Source organism: Kribbella sp. NBC_01510, from assembly GCF_045040325.1.
Taxonomy (GTDB): domain Bacteria; phylum Actinomycetota; class Actinomycetes; order Propionibacteriales; family Kribbellaceae; genus Kribbella.
Genome location: NZ_CP109418.1, coordinates 8,898,008 through 8,913,886, shown reverse-complemented (window position 1 = coordinate 8,913,886; position 15,879 = coordinate 8,898,008). Strand labels below are relative to the sequence as shown.

Annotated in this window: 18 protein-coding genes; 16 read left to right on the top strand and 2 right to left on the bottom strand. The window is 68.3% G+C overall.

Translation table 11 applies throughout. The features are described 5' to 3' along the window. Positions 1 to 72 precede the first annotated feature (72 nt). Positions 73 to 1,149: a peptide chain release factor 1 gene (gene prfA / locus OG558_RS43335; RefSeq protein WP_405068232.1), complete on the top strand. Its 1,077-nt coding sequence runs from the start codon at positions 73 to 75 to the stop codon at positions 1,147 to 1,149. After that, positions 1,146 to 1,973, top strand: a complete 828-nt coding sequence (gene prmC, locus OG558_RS43330; RefSeq protein WP_328519096.1) for a peptide chain release factor N(5)-glutamine methyltransferase — start codon at positions 1,146 to 1,148, stop codon at positions 1,971 to 1,973. Before prfA ends, prmC begins: the two co-directional genes overlap by 4 nt. Here the strand turns inward: prmC and OG558_RS43325 are convergent, their stop codons facing one another. Together OG558_RS43325 and OG558_RS43320 are read right to left on the bottom strand one after the other, a co-directional pair. After that, positions 1,974 to 2,909 carry a hypothetical protein gene (locus tag OG558_RS43325; RefSeq protein WP_405068231.1) on the bottom strand — a complete coding sequence of 312 codons (936 nt, stop codon included), beginning with the start codon at positions 2,907 to 2,909 and terminating at the stop codon, positions 1,974 to 1,976. A 36-nt stretch (positions 2,910 to 2,945) separates the two neighbouring features. Further along, complete coding sequence (locus OG558_RS43320; RefSeq protein ID WP_405068230.1) at positions 2,946 to 3,962, bottom strand: adenosine deaminase; 1,017 nt, start codon at positions 3,960 to 3,962, stop codon at positions 2,946 to 2,948. A 119-nt stretch (positions 3,963 to 4,081) separates the two neighbouring features. Between OG558_RS43320 and OG558_RS43315 the strand changes: the two genes are divergently transcribed. The 14 genes from OG558_RS43315 to OG558_RS43250 all read left to right on the top strand — a co-directional run bounded on the left by OG558_RS43315 (position 4,082) and on the right by OG558_RS43250 (position 15,873). After that, positions 4,082 to 4,885 (top strand): L-threonylcarbamoyladenylate synthase, encoded by an 804-nt coding sequence (locus OG558_RS43315; protein WP_405068229.1) that lies wholly within the window; start codon positions 4,082 to 4,084, stop codon positions 4,883 to 4,885. Beyond that, positions 4,885 to 6,003, top strand: coding sequence for a glycosyltransferase family 4 protein (locus tag OG558_RS43310; RefSeq protein ID WP_405068228.1), 1,119 nt, complete (start codon positions 4,885 to 4,887; stop codon positions 6,001 to 6,003). The genes OG558_RS43315 and OG558_RS43310 overlap by 1 nt, the downstream gene beginning before the upstream one ends. A gap of 215 nt (positions 6,004 to 6,218) precedes the next feature. After that, a complete protein-coding gene (locus tag OG558_RS43305) occupies positions 6,219 to 6,683 on the top strand; it encodes a hypothetical protein (RefSeq protein ID WP_405068227.1) in 465 nt (154 codons plus the stop codon). Positions 6,684 to 6,773: 90 nt separating this feature from the next. Beyond that, a complete protein-coding gene (locus OG558_RS43300) occupies positions 6,774 to 6,986 on the top strand; it encodes a hypothetical protein (protein WP_329480181.1) in 213 nt (70 codons plus the stop codon). 118 nt (positions 6,987 to 7,104) lie between these two features. Then, positions 7,105 to 7,887, top strand: coding sequence for a F0F1 ATP synthase subunit A (gene atpB, locus OG558_RS43295; protein WP_405068226.1), 783 nt, complete (start codon positions 7,105 to 7,107; stop codon positions 7,885 to 7,887). 74 nt (positions 7,888 to 7,961) lie between these two features. Then, complete coding sequence (gene atpE / locus OG558_RS43290) at positions 7,962 to 8,195, top strand: ATP synthase F0 subunit C (RefSeq protein ID WP_329480177.1); 234 nt, start codon at positions 7,962 to 7,964, stop codon at positions 8,193 to 8,195. Between the two features lie 30 nt (positions 8,196 to 8,225). Continuing rightward, on the top strand, positions 8,226 to 8,798 hold the full coding sequence (locus OG558_RS43285; RefSeq protein ID WP_405068225.1) for a F0F1 ATP synthase subunit B: 573 nt from the start codon (positions 8,226 to 8,228) through the stop codon (positions 8,796 to 8,798). Next, positions 8,798 to 9,595 carry a F0F1 ATP synthase subunit delta gene (locus OG558_RS43280; protein ID WP_405068224.1) on the top strand — a complete coding sequence of 266 codons (798 nt, stop codon included), beginning with the start codon at positions 8,798 to 8,800 and terminating at the stop codon, positions 9,593 to 9,595. The genes OG558_RS43285 and OG558_RS43280 overlap by 1 nt, the downstream gene beginning before the upstream one ends. Before the next feature lie 90 nt (positions 9,596 to 9,685). Next, on the top strand, positions 9,686 to 11,323 hold the full coding sequence (atpA, locus tag OG558_RS43275) for a F0F1 ATP synthase subunit alpha (protein ID WP_329480172.1): 1,638 nt from the start codon (positions 9,686 to 9,688) through the stop codon (positions 11,321 to 11,323). Between the two features lie 3 nt (positions 11,324 to 11,326). Further along, positions 11,327 to 12,238 carry a F0F1 ATP synthase subunit gamma gene (locus OG558_RS43270; RefSeq protein WP_328519108.1) on the top strand — a complete coding sequence of 304 codons (912 nt, stop codon included), beginning with the start codon at positions 11,327 to 11,329 and terminating at the stop codon, positions 12,236 to 12,238. A 5-nt stretch (positions 12,239 to 12,243) separates the two neighbouring features. Then, positions 12,244 to 13,701, top strand: coding sequence for a F0F1 ATP synthase subunit beta (gene atpD, locus OG558_RS43265; protein WP_329480170.1), 1,458 nt, complete (start codon positions 12,244 to 12,246; stop codon positions 13,699 to 13,701). Positions 13,702 to 13,706: 5 nt separating this feature from the next. Then, the gene (locus tag OG558_RS43260) at positions 13,707 to 14,120 is read left to right on the top strand and encodes a F0F1 ATP synthase subunit epsilon (protein ID WP_329480168.1); all 414 of its coding nucleotides are present in this window, start codon (positions 13,707 to 13,709) and stop codon (positions 14,118 to 14,120) included. A 104-nt stretch (positions 14,121 to 14,224) separates the two neighbouring features. Next, positions 14,225 to 14,656: a DUF2550 domain-containing protein gene (locus tag OG558_RS43255; protein WP_328519111.1), complete on the top strand. Its 432-nt coding sequence runs from the start codon at positions 14,225 to 14,227 to the stop codon at positions 14,654 to 14,656. Between the two features lie 164 nt (positions 14,657 to 14,820). Continuing rightward, entirely contained in the window at positions 14,821 to 15,873 is a 1,053-nt protein-coding gene (locus OG558_RS43250; RefSeq protein ID WP_405068222.1) for a TRM11 family SAM-dependent methyltransferase, read from the top strand. The last annotated feature ends 6 nt before the right edge of the window (positions 15,874 to 15,879 follow it).

The window sequence follows — 15,879 nt, the reverse complement described above, 5'->3', positions numbered from 1 at the left end:
CGAGCTCAGGCTCCGCGTGACCGGCGCGCGGTTTGCGTTGTCAGAGAAACTTTTCGAAGGGAGGAGTGCACGATGTTCGAGGCGGTTCAGACGCTCAAGGCCGAGTACGCCGAGCTGGAGCGGCAGATGTCGGATCCGGAGCTGCACTCCGACCAGGCCAACGCCCGCCGGGTCGGCAAGCGGTACGCCGCGCTCGCGCCGGTCGTCCGCACGTACGACGAGTGGCTGCAGACCAGCGACGACATCGAGGCGGCGCGCGAGCTCGCGGCCGAGGACCCCTCGTTCGCGGAGGAGGCCACCAAGCTGGCGGCCCGCCGCGAGGAGCTGGCCGAGAAGCTGCAGATGCTGCTGGTCCCGCGCGACCCGAGCGATGACAAGGACGCGATCCTCGAGATCAAGGCCGGTGAGGGCGGCGACGAGTCGGCCCTGTTCGCCGGCGACCTGCTGAAGATGTACCTGAAGTACGCCGAGTCGCAGCACTGGAAGACCGAGGTCCTCGACTCGGCCGAGTCCGACCTGGGCGGGTACAAGTCGATCACCGTCGCGGTGAAGGCGAAAGGTACGCCGGAGCCGGGTGAGGCGCCGTACGCGAAGCTCAAGTTCGAGGGCGGCGTGCACCGGGTCCAGCGGGTGCCGGTGACGGAGTCGCAGGGCCGGATCCACACCTCCGCGGCCGGCGTGCTCGTGCTGCCGGAGGCCGAGGACGTCGACGTCGAGATCGACCCGAACGACCTGCGCATCGACGTGTTCCGGTCGTCGGGCCCGGGTGGGCAGAGCGTGAACACGACCGACTCCGCGGTCCGCATCACCCACCTGCCGACCGGCATCGTGGTCTCGATGCAGAACGAGAAGTCCCAGCTGCAGAACCGCGAGCAGGCGATGCGCGTGCTCCGGTCCCGGCTGCTCGCCGCGGCTCAGGAGGCGGCAGACCAGGAGGCGTCCGACGCCCGCCGGTTGCAGATCCGGACCGTCGACCGGTCCGAGCGGATCCGCACCTACAACTTCCCGGAGAACCGGTTCTCCGACCACCGCGTCGGCTACAAGGCGCACAACCTCGACCAGGTTCTCGGCGGCGAGCTCGCGCCGGTCATCCAGGCCCTGACCGAGGCCGACCTGACCGCCCGCCTCGAGGCCGTCGACTCGAAGTGAGTACGAAAGCCTTGCTCGGCGAGGCGACGGCGCGACTGCGCGCGGCCGGCATCGCCTCACCCGACTTCGACGCTGCCGAACTGCTCGCCTTCGTCACCGGCTCGAGCCGCTTGCATCTCTCCGTCCCGACCCCCGACCAGAAGCTCCGGTACGACGACCTGATCGCCAGGCGCGCCGCCCGCGAACCTCTGCAACACCTCACCGGTACGGCGGCCTTCCGCTACCGGGAGCTCGCGGTCGGGCCAGGGGTCTTCGTGCCGCGGCCGGAGACCGAGGTGATGGTCGGCTGGATCCTTGACCGCATCGCAGACGTTCCCCAGCCGCTGGTGGTCGACCTCTGCTCCGGTTCCGGCGCAATCGCGGGGGCCGTCGCAACCGAGCGCCCGGACAGCATTGTGCACGCGGTCGAGCTGTCACCCGAGGCGTGCGTCTGGGCCCGGCGCAATCTGGCCGGCACCGGCGCGGTTCTGCACGAGGGCGACATCGACGGTTGCCTGCCCGAGTTCGACGGTCAGGTGGACGCGGTGATCTCCAACCCGCCGTACATCCCTTTGACTGCTTGGGAATCCGTCACCGCCGAGGTCCGCGACCACGACCCAGCCCTGGCGCTGTGGTCCGGCGACGACGGCCTCGACGAGATCAAGGTGGTCGCCGCCACCGCGGGCCGGCTGCTCAAGCCCGGCGGCTGGTTCGCCTGCGAACACGCTGACGTGCAGGGCGAGTCCGCCCCCGCCGTCTTCACCGCCACCGCCTCGTTCACCGAGGTCCGCGACCAACTCGACCTGGCCGGCCGCCATCGCTTCACCACCGGCCGCCGGATCTGACTACTCGTAGACCACGAACTCCGGGCGTGGTTTCAGGGCGAGGACCTGAGCCGGTGTCATCAGCGGGCCCTGGCGAGCGTCCTCGGTGTAGAAGAGTTTGAAGCCGGCGTGGACGGCGGCTGGCGGGTTGGTGGTCAGCTTGGCCCAGGTCTTGAGCTTGTCGACGCGGGCTCCGATCCCGTCGACGGACTTGATCGTCACGACGCCTGGGTGTTTCTTGAGAGCCTGTTCGTTGCTGACGATCCGCGGCGACAACTGGTGAAAGACGAACGCCTTCTCCGGTAGGTCGTTGGCCTGCACCAGCCCCGACAGGTACGACGCGATGCTGTCGAGCTCGACGCCCGTCGTATGACCGAAGACCCGGCCCGGCACCTGACCCGGCCCGACCGCCCACTCCGGATCGAAGGCCAGGCCGACATCCGGCTCCTTCAGCCAGCGTTCCAGCCGTTTCACCTCGGGCAGGATCTTCGCCCGGCCCGGCTGGATGTCGAGCAGCAACAGCATCCGGTGCTTGCGGGCGACAGTCAGGTACTCCTCGATCGCCGCGTCCGGCAGCCGGCCCCGGTACAGCCCGTCCTTGCCCCGCGATCCCTTCGCGACCACGGCGATCAGCTCCATCACCGGCTGCGGCGTCCGCCCGGCCGCATAGGCCTGCGAGAGCTTCTCCAGCTTCGCCGCCTTCGCATCGAGGTTCTTGTCCAGCGGTCCGAGTGCAGGCGATCCGGGCAGGCCGACATAGCCAACCAGTTGGTACTTCGGGAAGATCGTCCGTCCGCCGCGCGGAAGGTCACCGTCGGCCGGCGGGGGAGGAGGGGTCGGCGAACTCGGACTGATCGTCGTCGTCGGCGCGGGCGCCGGGCTGGCGGGACCGGGGACGTCGCTGCAGGCCGCAAGGCTCAGCAGAGCGACGGCCACCACCCCACAGACTTTCCGCACCGGACCAGAGAACCACACTCCTCCACCGCGGGTCGGCTAAGCGTTCACGTAGGTGTCGATCTCGTTCAGCAGAGCGTTCTTGACCGAGTCCTCGGCGAAGGACACCCTGACGGCGGTCTTCGCCAGTTCGGCGACGCCGGCCTCGTCGAGGTCGAGCAGTTGTGCGGCGACGGCGTACTCGTTGATGAGGTCGGTGCCGAACATCGGGGGGTCGTCGGAGTTGATCGTGACCACGAGTCCGGCCTCGACCATCGCGCGCAGCGGGTGCACGTCGTACGACGCGACCGCGCGGGTGGCGATGTTCGACGTCGGGCTGACCTCGAGCGGGATCCGGTGCTCGCCCAGGTAGCCGACCAGGGCCGGGTCCTGCATCGTCGACGTACCGTGGCCGATCCGTTCGGCCTTCAGCACCCGGACCGCGTCCCAGATCGTCTCCGGCCCGGTGGTCTCGCCCGCGTGCGGCACGCTGTGCAGCCCGGCCGCGATGGCGGCCTCGAAGTGCGGCTGGAACTGCGGCCGCGGTACGCCGATCTCCGGGCCACCGAGCCCGAACCCGACCAGGCCGTCGGGCCGGATCTTGGTCGCGATCCGCAGCGTCTCGTCGGCGCCCGGCAACCCGTCCTCGCCGGAGATGTCGAAGATCCAGCGCAGCGTGATCCCGAACTCGTTCTCGGCCGCCACCCGGGCGTCCTCGATCGCCTCGCAGAACGCCTCGGCCGCGATCCCGCGGACCACGGACGTGTACGGCGTCACGGTCAGCTCGGCGTACCGCAGGTTCTGCTGCACGGCCATCTCGCGGGCGACCTCGTAGGTCAGCAGCCGGACGTCCTCGGGGGTCTTGATCAGCTCGACCACGCTCAGGTAGATGTCGATGAAGTGGGCGAAGTCGCTGAACTTGAAGTACTCCGCGAGCAGCGCCGGGTCGGTCGGCACCGGCGACTCGGGGTGCCGGGCGGCGAGCTCGGCGACGATCCGCGGCGACGCGGATCCGACGTGGTGGACATGCAGCTCGGCCTTGGGCAACCCGGCGAGGAACTCACGCGACACAGTCATGTCGGGATCCTAGGGAGTCCGCCGGTCGACTCGTCGGAATCCTGACAATCATTTGTCAGGAACGGGCTCGCTGTAGGCCGGTTGGAGTCGGAGACCACCGGAGTGGCACGATTCGGTGCGTGAGTGAGCGCTTCGACTTCACCGGCGACGAGCTGGCCCCCGCCTATCGAGCGGCCGTGGACGCCATCGAGGCCGGTGAGCTGGTCGTCCTGCCGACCGACACCGTCTATGGCATCGCCGCGGACGCCTTCAAGGCCGACGCCGTGCAGCGGCTGCTGGACGCCAAGGGTCGGGGGCGGGACATGCCGCCGCCGGTGCTGATCTCGGTGGTCGAGTCGCTGGACGCGCTCGCCACCGACGTCCCCGAGGCGGGTCGCAAGCTCTGCCAGGAGTTCTGGCCCGGGCCGCTGACGGTGATCTGCCACGCGCAGACGTCGCTGATGTGGGACCTGGGGGAGACGCAAGGCACCGTCGCGCTCCGCGTGCCCGACCACGAGAACACCCGCGAACTGCTCTCCCGGACCGGACCGCTCGCGGTCAGCTCGGCGAACAAGAGCGGCCGCCCGGCCGCCCTGGACGTGTACGACGCCGAGGAGCAACTGGAGGACACGGTCGCGGTGTACCTCGACGGTGGTGCAGTGACCGGCGGCGAGCCGTCGACGATCGTCGACCTCACCGGTGACACGCCGCACGTCGTACGCCTCGGCGCTCTCTCGCTGGACCGGCTGCGGGCCGTCGTACCAGAGGTCACCTCGGACGACGACGAGAAGCCCGACGAGAAGCCGGCCGACGACGAGAAGCCGGCCGATGACGAGAAGCCCGCTGAAGATGACGAGCCAACTAAAGCGCCGGTCGAGGCGTCCAACTCGGAAGAGAAGGATGACGAGAAGCCAACAGAACCCGATGTGAGGCCTGCGGACTAGTGCGCGAGTACCTGCTGGTCCTGTTCGTGGCGATGGCCACGACCTTTCTGCTGACCGGCGTGGCCAGGCAGATCGCGCTGCGCTACGGCGCCGTCGCGAAGGTGCGGGCCCGGGACGTGCACAAGGTGCCGATCCCGTACTTCGGCGGCATCTCGATCCTCGGCGGCCTGATCGCCGGATTCGCGGTCGCCTCCAGCCTGCCCTTCCTCGGTGACAGCCTGCAGGTCGCGCACGACGCCCGGGCGATCCTGATCGGCGGCGTGGTGATCTGCGCGGTCGGCGTGGTCGACGACCTGTACGAACTGGACGCGATCACCAAGCTGGCCGGCGAGGTCCTCGCGGTCGGCGTGATGGTTGTCCAAGGCATCCAGTTGTACTGGCTCCCGCTGCCCGGCGGTGTCGTTTCGCCTTCGCCTGCTCAGCTCGCGGTGCTGACCGCGGGCATCCTGCTGGTGTCCTGCAACGCGGTGAACTTCGTCGACGGCCTGGACGGCCTGGCCGCCGGGGTCACCGCGATCGGGGCGACCGCCTTCTTCACGTACTCGTACCTGCTGAACGTCCATGAGAACCTCGACCGGGCGACCACCTCGACCCTGATCACGGTCGCGCTCGCCGGTGCCTGCCTCGGCTTCCTGCCGCACAACTTCTTCCCGGCCAGGGTGTTCATGGGCGACTCCGGCGCCCTGCTGATCGGCTTGATGCTCGCCGCGTCCACGATCAGCCTCACCGGCCAGATGGACCCGAATGCGGTCCCGTACGAGGTCGGTGGCTCCAGCCTGCTGCCGGCGCTGCTCCCGTTGATCCTCCCGATCGCCGTCCTCGCGATCCCCGCCCTGGACCTGACGATGGCCTACGTACGCCGTACCAAGGCCGGCCGGTCGCCGTTCGCCGCGGACAAGCTGCACCTGCACCACCGGCTGATGCAGCGCGGCCACTCGCACCGCCGGGCCGTCCTGCTGATGTACCTCTGGACCGCCTTGATCGCGTACGGCGTGGTCGTCCTCGGACTGGTGTTGACCTGGTGGACGGCCCTGATCGTGCTGGCCGTCGCGGTCACCGCGGTCCTGCTCACCACCGGTCTGCCGCGCCGATCCCGGAAACCGCTCGCCAAGGTCTGAGCCGAGTCCGATCGCGAATTGGCAGGGACCAGACCACTCATCAGCGTGGCCTACCGATAGGGTGTTCGTGTACAGCGGCAGGGAGCTCGTTTTGCTGACCGTGCAGACTTTGTGCTAGTTTTCACAAGCACCAGCAAAGTACAGCGACACCCCTGACCCCGCCCACCCGACGACCAGGCCGCGAGACCTGGTCGCCAGCAGGACGGAACCACCAGATGGCTCCTTCGGCTCACAGTCCGAAAGTCGCCGGCCAGGCCACCAGGCACCCGGCGCTAGCGATGCTGCGTGGCGCTCTGATCGCCGCGCTCGTCGTCGGTGTCAACGCGACCGCGGTATCCGCCGTCGCGGCCGGTCTGCCCGGTTTGTGGGGAGCGTTGCTGGGGCTGCTGATGGTGATCGTCTTCTCCGGCGCCGGCCTGTTCGCGCTGCATCTGTCCCGGCGGACCTCGCCGACCATGCAGCTCGCCCTCGCGATGGCGTCGTACACCGGCCGGATCGCGGTCTTCGGCGGTCTGCTCGCCATCGCGCTGAGCTCGGACAGCCTGGCCGAACACGTGAATCTCACCGTGCTCGGCGTGGTCGCGGTGGTCGTCGTGATGGGCTGGACGGCCGGCGAGATCTGGGCCTGGTCGCGGCTGCGCGTACCGATCTACGACCTCGACGAAGAGGTGACGACGTGAGCACCCTGGGTAACGTTTTCCCCGCTGTGGCAGAGGTTACGGGTGCCGATGTGACCGGTCCGGTCCACTCCTGGTACGTTTCGGTTGCCCATGAGCGAGCACGAGGATCCGAAGCCATCACCCCCGAATTCGGGCGACGGCTGGCGGGTCCTGTCCTACTTGATCGGCGGCGTCGTGGTGTACGGCGCCATCGGACTTGGGTTGGATCGCCTCTTCGGCACCCAGTTCTTACTCCCGGTGGGCATCGTCCTCGGTGCCGGGCTCACCGTTCTGTTGTTGCACTTCCGGTACGGAAAGTCCTGATTCCCTCGGGGTCTGGCCTGATCCGCGCCGGGTCTGACGTTGTTGACCGCCATGCCCTGAGCCGCCCTGCCCTTAGCCACAAGGCGTCCGACTTGAGCACGACGCGAGAGGAGACCCGGTGACCGCCGGCGTTCCGACCGAGTTCATCGCACCCGGTCCACAGAGTTTCGACACCCCGCCGATCATCGATGGCGTGGACTGGTTCACCAAGCCCGTGCTGGTGTCCGCACTGACCGTCGTCGTCATCCTGTGGTTCTTCTGGGGTGCGTCCCGCAAGGCCGCCGTCGTCCCGGGCAGGCTGCAGTTCGCCGGCGAGCTCGGGTACAACTTCGTCCGCAACTCGATCGCCCGCGACGCGATCGGCAGCCAGGAATACATGAAGTACGTGCCGTATCTGACCGGCCTGTTCTACTTCATCCTGCTGAACAACGTCGCGGCCACCATCCCGCTGGTCCAGTTCCCGACCTTCAGCCACATCGGCTGGGCGTACAGCGCCGCGATCATGACCTGGGTCATCTACAACGCGGTCGGCATCAGGAAGCACGGTCCCTGGGGCTACTTCAAGCACCAGACCATGCCGCCCGGTGTGCCGTGGTGGCTGATGCCGCTGATGATCCCGATCGAGTTCATCTCGAACATCGTGGTCCGGCCGATCTCGCTGAGCCTGCGGTTGTTCGCGAACATGTTCGCCGGCCACATCCTGCTGCTGGTGTTCGTGCTCGGCGGTGAGTACCTGGTGTTCGAGGCCAACAGCATCGCGCTGGCCGGCGTCGGCATCCTGACCTGGATCATGGGCCTCGCGATCGGTGGACTGGAGCTGTTCGTGCAGTGCATCCAGGCCTACATCTTCGTGGTGCTCACCGCGCAGTACATCGGCAGCGCCATCGCCGAGGACCACTGAGAACCAACCACCCAGACCCGTACGTAACGGAAACCCGGATAGCCCCTATCCGTACTGAAAGGAAACACCGGACCATGGCAAGTGACCTGGCTCTCGCAATCACCGGCAATATCGCCGTTCTCGGCTACGGCCTGGCCGCGATCGGCCCGGGCGTCGGCGTCGGTCTGATCTTCGCCGCCGTGATCAACGGCACCGCGCGCCAGCCGGAGGCCCAGAGCAAGCTGCAGTCGATCGCGTGGATCGGCTTCGGCGTCACCGAGGTGCTGGCGATCATCGGTATCGCGCTCGCCTTCGTCTTCCGTACCTGAGCCACTTCCTCCGACTGACAGGATCCAGACATGAAGACGTTGGTGCTACCGCTCAGCGATGCGGCCGGTGAGACCACGAATCCGCTGATCCCGCACCCCACCGAGATCATCTTCGCCTTCGTTTTCCTGGTCCTGCTGGCCATCGCCTTCGCCAAGTACGTCGTCCCCCGGTTCGAGAAGGCATACGCCGACCGGACCGCGGCGATCGAAGGCGGGATGGACGCGGCCAAGCAGGCCCAGGCCGAGGCGAAGGCGGCTTTGGACAAGTACAACGCGCAGCTGGCCGAGGCCCGGCAGGAGGCTGCGAAGATCCGCGAGGACGCCCGCGAGCAGGGTGCCCAGATCATCGCGGAGATGCGCGAGCAGGCGAACGCCGAGGCCGAGCGGATCGTCACGCACGCGCGGACCCAGATCGACGCGGAGCGGACCCAGGCGGTCGCTTCGCTACGCAGCGAGGTCGGCACCATGGCGACCACGCTGGCCGGCCGGATCGTCGGCGAGTCGCTCGAGGACGAGGCGCGTCAGCGTCGCACCGTCGAGCGCTTCCTGGCCGATCTCGAGGCGTCGGAGTCCGCTCGTCAGGCCGTCGGAACGGACGGCTGATGCGCGGCGCGTCGAACGAGTCACTCGCCCGGGCCGCGGAGGCCCTGGCGGGTGTCACCGTGACCGAGGGGCTGGGCGCCGAGCTGTTCTCGGTCGCCAAGCTGCTGGACGGCAGCGGCGCGCTCCGGCGTGCACTGACCGATCCGGCCCGGCCCCGCGACGCCCGCGTCTCCCTGGTCCAGCAGCTGTTCGGCGGCAAGATCTCCACCCAGGCGCAGGAGATCCTGACCACGGCGGTAGCCGGTCGCTGGGTCGGCGGCCGGGACCTCGGGAACGCCCTCGACCAGCTCAGCGTGCAGGCCGAGGTGGCGTACGCCGACGGCCGGGGCAAGCTGGACGACCTCGAGGACGAGCTGTTCCGGCTGGACCGGATCGTCGCGGCGGAGCGGGGGCTGAGCGAGAAGCTCAGCGACCGCAACATCCCGCTCGCGGCGCGGCAGGAACTGCTCGCCGGACTGCTGCAGGGCAAGGCCGATGCCGTCACCGTGCGGCTGGCCGAGCGTGCGGTGGACGGCCGGGGCCGCAGCTTCGCGGCCGCGATGCGGACGTACCAGGTCGCCGCGGCGGCTCGGCGCAACGCCAGCATCGCGACCGTGCGGGTCGCCACCGACCTGACCGAGGGCGAGCGCGAACGGCTCGCCGCGACGCTGGGACAGCAGTACGGCCGGGACATCCAGTTGAACGTCATCGTCGACCCGAACGTGGTCGGCGGCGTCCGGGTGGACATCGGCGACGAAGTGATCGACGGAACCATCGCGGCCAGGCTCGACGAGGCGCAACGGCGCATCGCGGGCTGAACCCCCTTAACGACATAAAGCGGCGCTAAGGGTCGGGAAAGCCTTTAGAGCCACAACAGGCCAGCAAGGGTCAAGGAAGCAGGAAACACAATGGCTGAGCTCACGATCAGGCCGGAGGAGATCCGGGACGCCCTGGATCGGTTCGTCACCGAGTACCAACCGGAGCAGGCGAGCCGGGAAGAGGTCGGCACCGTGATCGACGCGGGTGACGGCATCGCGCACGTCGAGGGCCTGCCCTCGGCGATGACCAACGAGCTGCTCGAGTTCGAGGACGGCACCCGGGGCATCGCGCTGAACCTGGACACCCGCGACATCGGTGTCGTCGTCCTCGGTGAGTTCGACGGGATCGACGAGGGCCAGCAGGTCCGCCGGACCGGCACGGTGCTCTCGGTACCGGTCGGCGAGGGCTACCTCGGTCGCGTCGTCGACCCGCTGGGCAAGCCGATCGATGGCCTCGGCGAGATCAAGGACCTCGAGGGCACCCGCGCGCTGGAGCTGCAGGCGGCCGGCGTGATGGACCGCCAGGAGGTCCGCGAGCCGCTGCAGACCGGGATCAAGGCGATCGACGGGATGATCCCGATCGGCCGCGGCCAGCGTGAGCTGATCATCGGTGACCGCAAGACCGGCAAGACGGCGATCGCGGTCGACACGATCATCAACCAGAAGGCGAACTGGGACTCCGGCGACCCGAAGAAGCAGGTCCGCTGCATCTACGTCGCGGTCGGCCAGAAGGGCTCCACGATCGCCGCGGTCCGCGGTGCGCTCGAAGAGGCCGGCGCGATGGAGTACACCACCATCGTCGCCTCCCCGGCGTCCGACCCGGCCGGCTTCAAGTACGTCGCGCCGTACACCGGCTCGGCCATCGGCCAGCACTGGATGTACCAGGGCAAGCACGTGCTGATCGTCTTCGACGACCTGACCAAGCAGGCCGAGGCGTACCGCGCGATGTCCCTGCTGCTGCGCCGCCCGCCGGGCCGTGAGGCCTACCCGGGCGACGTGTTCTACCTGCACAGCCGCCTGCTGGAGCGCTGCGCGAAGCTGTCCGACGAGCTCGGCGGCGGCTCGATGACCGGCCTGCCGATCATCGAGACCAAGGCCAACGACGTGTCGGCATTCATCCCGACCAACGTCATCTCGATCACCGACGGCCAGATCTTCCTGCAGTCCGACCTGTTCAACGCCAACATCCGGCCGGCCATCGACGTCGGTATCTCGGTCTCCCGGGTCGGCGGCGCCGCGCAGGTCAAGGGCATGAAGAACGTGTCCGGCTCGCTGAAGATCGACCTGGCCCAGTTCCGGGCGATGGAGGCGTTCGCGATGTTCGCGTCCGACCTCGACGCCACCTCCCGCCGGCAGCTCGACCGGGGTCAGCGGCTCGTCCAGCTGCTGCGTCAGCCGCAGTACTCGCCGTACCCGGTGGAGGAGCAGATCGTCTCCATCTGGTCCGGTACGAAGGGCAAGTTCGACGACGTGCCGGTGGACGACGTACTGCGCTTCGAGCGGGACTTCCTGGACTACCTGCGGCGCGAGAGCAAGGTGCTCGACGCCATCCGCGAGTCCGGGCTGTTCGGCGACGACGAGGCGCAGGCCGTGACCGAGGCGCTGGACGCGTTCAAGCCGACGTTCCAGACCTCCGAGGGCACGCTGCTCGGCACCGAGGCGGAGGCCGAGGCGATGGACGAGGGCGACGTGGAGCAGGAGCAGATCGTCCGGCAGAAGAGGGGTTGACCGATGCCGGCCAATCTGCGGGAGCTTCGCGATCGCAAGGCCTCGGTCTCGACGATCAAGAAGCTCACCCGGGCGATGGAGCTCATCGCGGCGTCCCGGATCGTCAAGGCGCAACAGCGCGCCCAGGCGGCCGGTCCGTACGCGCGTGAGCTCACCCGTGCCGTGTCGGCGGTGGCGACGTTCTCGAACGTCGACCACCCGCTGACCACCGAGAAGCCGAACCCGAAGCGGGCCGCCGTCCTGCTGATCACCTCCGACCGCGGTCAGGCCGGGGCCTACTCGTCCAACGTGATCCGCGAAGGGGAGCGGCTGAACCAGCTGCTGCGCGACGACCAGAAGGAGATCGTCCCGTACCTCAGCGGCCGCAAGGGCGTCGCGTACTACACCTTCCGGCAGCGCGAGATCGCGCAGTCGTGGACCGGCGACTCCGACAACCCGAGCTTCGCCCGGGCCCGGGAGATCGCCGACGCGCTGATCGAGGCATTCCTGAAACCGACCGAGGAGGGCGGCGTGGACGAGATCCACATCGTCTTCACCCGGTTCGTGTCGATGCTGACCCAGCGCGCGGACGTGATCCGGCTGCTGCCGCTGGAGGTCGTCGAGGGCGAGGAGACACCGGCGGCGGACGACGTACTGCCGCTGTACGAGTTCGAGCCGTCCGCCGAAGAGGTGCTCGACGGGCTGCTGCCGAAGTACGTCGCCAGCCGGATCCACTACTGCATGCTGCAGGCGGCGGCCTCGGAGCTGGCCAACCGGCAGCGGGCGATGAAGTCCGCGACGGACAACGCGCAGGACCTGATCGAGAAGCTGACGCGGGACCTGAACCAGGCCCGCCAGGCCCAAATTACCCAGGAAATCAGCGAGATCGTCGGTGGCGCCAGCGCGCTGGCCGACGCGAGCGCCGGGAGCGAGTGAGAGAGATGACTGCCACGGTTACCGAGAAGAACGATCACAGCGGAGCGGCCGGGTCTGTTGGCCGCGTCGCCCGGGTGATCGGCCCGGTCGTCGACGTCGAGTTCCCTGCCGACGCGATGCCCGACATGTACAACGCGCTCGAGGTGGACATCACCCTGGGCGACACCACCCAGACGATCACCCTCGAGGTCGCGCTGCACGTCGGCGACAACATCGTCCGGGCGATCTCGATGAAGCCGACCGACGGCCTGGTCCGCGGCACCGAGGTGCGTGACACCGGCGCGGCGATCTCCGTACCCGTCGGCGACGTCACCAAGGGCCGGGTCTGGAGCGTCACCGGCAAGTGCCTGAACCAGGACGAGTCCGAGTTCGAGATCGCCGAGCGCTGGCCGATCCACCGCAAGGCGCCGGCCTTCGACCAGCTCGAGTCGAAGACCGAGATGCTGGAGACCGGCATCAAGGTGCTCGACCTGCTCACGCCGTACGTGCAGGGCGGCAAGATCGGCCTGTTCGGCGGTGCGGGTGTCGGCAAGACCGTGCTGATCCAGGAGATGATCTACCGGATCGCCCACAACTTCGGTGGTACGTCGGTGTTCGCCGGCGTGGGCGAGCGGACCCGTGAGGGCAACGACCTGATCAACGAGATGGAAGAGGCCGGGGTCTTCAAGGACACCGCGCTGGTCTTCGGTCAGATGGACGAGCCGCCGGGCACCCGGCTGCGGGTGGCGCTGTCGGCGCTGACGATGGCGGAGTACTTCCGCGACGTCAAGGAGCAGGACGTGCTGCTCTTCATCGACAACATCTTCCGGTTCACCCAGGCCGGTTCCGAGGTCTCCACGCTGCTCGGCCGGATGCCTTCGGCCGTGGGGTACCAGCCGAACCTGGCCGACGAGATGGGTGTGCTGCAGGAGCGGATCACCTCGACCCGGGGTCACTCGATCACCTCGATGCAGGCGATCTACGTGCCCGCCGACGACTACACCGACCCGGCGCCGGCGACCACGTTCGCCCACCTCGACGCGACCACCGAGCTCTCCCGCGACATCGCGTCGCGTGGTCTGTACCCGGCCGTCGACCCGCTGACCTCGACGTCGCGGATCCTCGACCCGCAGTACATCGGCCAGGAGCACTACGACGTGGCCGTCCGGGTGAAGCAGATCCTGCAGAAGAACAAGGAACTGCAGGACATCATCGCCATCCTGGGTGTCGACGAGCTCTCCGAAGAGGACAAGATCACCGTCGCCCGCGCGCGCCGGATCGAGCAGTTCCTCTCCCAGAACACCTACATGGCGGAGAAGTTCACCAACATCCCGGGCTCCACCGTGCCGCTGAAGGACACCATCGAGTCCTTCAAGAAGATCACCGAAGGCGAGTGCGACCACATCGCCGAGCAGGCGTTCTTCAACGTCGGTTCGCTCGAGGACGTCGAGCGCAAGTGGGCCGAGCTTCAGAAAGAACAGTGACTGACATGGCTGTTTCCGATTCAGCCGCTGCCAAGCACCTCGAGGTCGCGCTGGTCGCGGCCGAGCGGACCGTGTGGCAGGGCCAGGCCAAGATCGTCATCGCCCGGACCACGGACGGTGACGTCGGGATCCTGCCCGGCCACGCGCCACTGCTGGGCCTGCTCCAGGGTGGCACCGTGCAGGTGCGGACCGTCGACGACGAGTACTTCGTCGCGGCCGCGCCGGACGGCTTCATCTCGGTGGCGAACGACCGGGTCTCGATCCTGGCCGAGGACGCCGAGATGGGTCACGACATCGACCTTGAGGAGGCCCGGCGCGAGCTCGAGCAGGCGCTCGCGACCGGCACCGCGAGCAACGCCGACGCCGACGAGGTGCGACTCGCCGAGGCCCGGGTCAGGGCCGCCGAGACGACGACCTGACCGCACCTGCCATAATTGAACATCGTCACTGACAGTACGGTTCTCCGGCGGTGCCCGGGGCGGCAGTACCGGCTATTGGGCACCGGAAATGGGGTCGGCAAGGTATGAGGACAGTCCTCGATGTCGTCGGGGTCTGTCTGCTTGCCGCCGTACTGCTGATCATCATCTTCGCGTTCCGCCGTCGCTGGTTGTCCAGGGACGGCGGAACGTTTGATTGCAGCCTGCAACTCGCCGAGAAGGACCACGGTCGCGGCTGGGCCCTCGGCCTGGCCCGCTACGTCGGCGACGAACTGCAGTGGTTTCGCGTCTTCAGCCTCGCCTGGTGGCCCAAGCTCGTGGTCAACCGCCGCCAGCTCGAAGGCGTCACCACCCGCCGCCCGATGGGCAACGAGCCCCTCGTCACGTACGCCGGCCACGTCATCGTCGACGCCGAGCTCCGCGACCGGACCGTCCACTTCGCCATGACCGAAGAAGCCCTCACCGGCGTCCTGGCCTGGATGGAATCCGCCCCACCGAGCACCCAGACGTACCTCTGACCGATAATCGGTGGGCACCGCGACGACCGTGTGCCACCATCGCCGCATGACAGCTTTCTTCCGACTGGGCTAGCTCCCGCTGGCCGGTCGAGGCTTTGCCCGCAGCCAGCGAGGCGGGAGCTGATCGTTCGATCGCTCCCGACGCTGACCGGGAGAACACTGTCATGCATTCTGCGCGTAGTGACGCGGCGGAGTCGATCACTCAGGTGCTCGTGCGGACTGTCACGGGGCTGGAGCGCCTTGCGGCCGAGGAGTTGGCGGCCGCGGGTCATCGTGTGATCGACGTGTCCAAACGACAAATAGTTGTCGAAGCCACCACCGCGACCATCATCACCAGCGCGCCTCGGCTGGCCGATGATCTGTTTGTCGTGCGGGCTGCTGTGGCGGATCCTGGGCCGACGAAGCAGGCGCTGGCTGCTGCGGTTCGCGGTCTGGTGGTGCCGGGTACCCGCGGGCCGTTCGCGGTGAGTGCGTCGTTTCAGGGGCGGCGTAACTTCAGCCGCTTCGATGTCGAGGATCTGATCGGCGGGCGGATCGACGGTGGCACGTACCACTCCCGCCGTACGGGCGCGGTTCCGCCGGCTGAGCGGGTCGACTGGCGGGTTGTGCTCGACGGGAAGACGTTGTGGATTGCGGTGCGGCCGTTCGAGGTGCCGCTTCATCGGCGGGTCTGGCGTCGGCGGACGGTGGCCGGGAGCCTGCATCCGCCGGTCGCGGCGGCGATGGCCGGACTGGCCGGCATCAGGGCGGGCCTGCGGGTGCTGGATCCGTTCTGTGGCGCGGGGACGCTGCTGCTCGAGGCATACGCCATCGAGCCCGGTGCGAACTATCTGGGGATCGATCGGCAACCGGCTGCTCTTGCCGCGGCCCGCGCGAACTCTCCGAGCCGGGAAGTCACCTGGCGGACGGGTGACGCCGCCCGGCTGTCCGACCCAGTGGATCGCATCCTGACCAACCCGCCCTGGAACGTCCGCGTGAGCCTCGGCGACTTCGCGCCGTACCTGCGGGAGTGGCGGCGGGTGCTGAGGCCGGGCGGGCGCGTGGTCGCGATCCTCAACCAGGAGCAGGCGGCGCGGATCAGCGTCGATGCTGCCTGGCGAGTGGTCGAGGCGTACGACGTGGCTGTCGCCGGCCGGCATCCCCGCATCGTGGTGGCCGAAAGAAGTGCGCATACGTATGATCCGGGACCAGCGACGGCCGTCGCCGCACCCCGCTGACGAAGG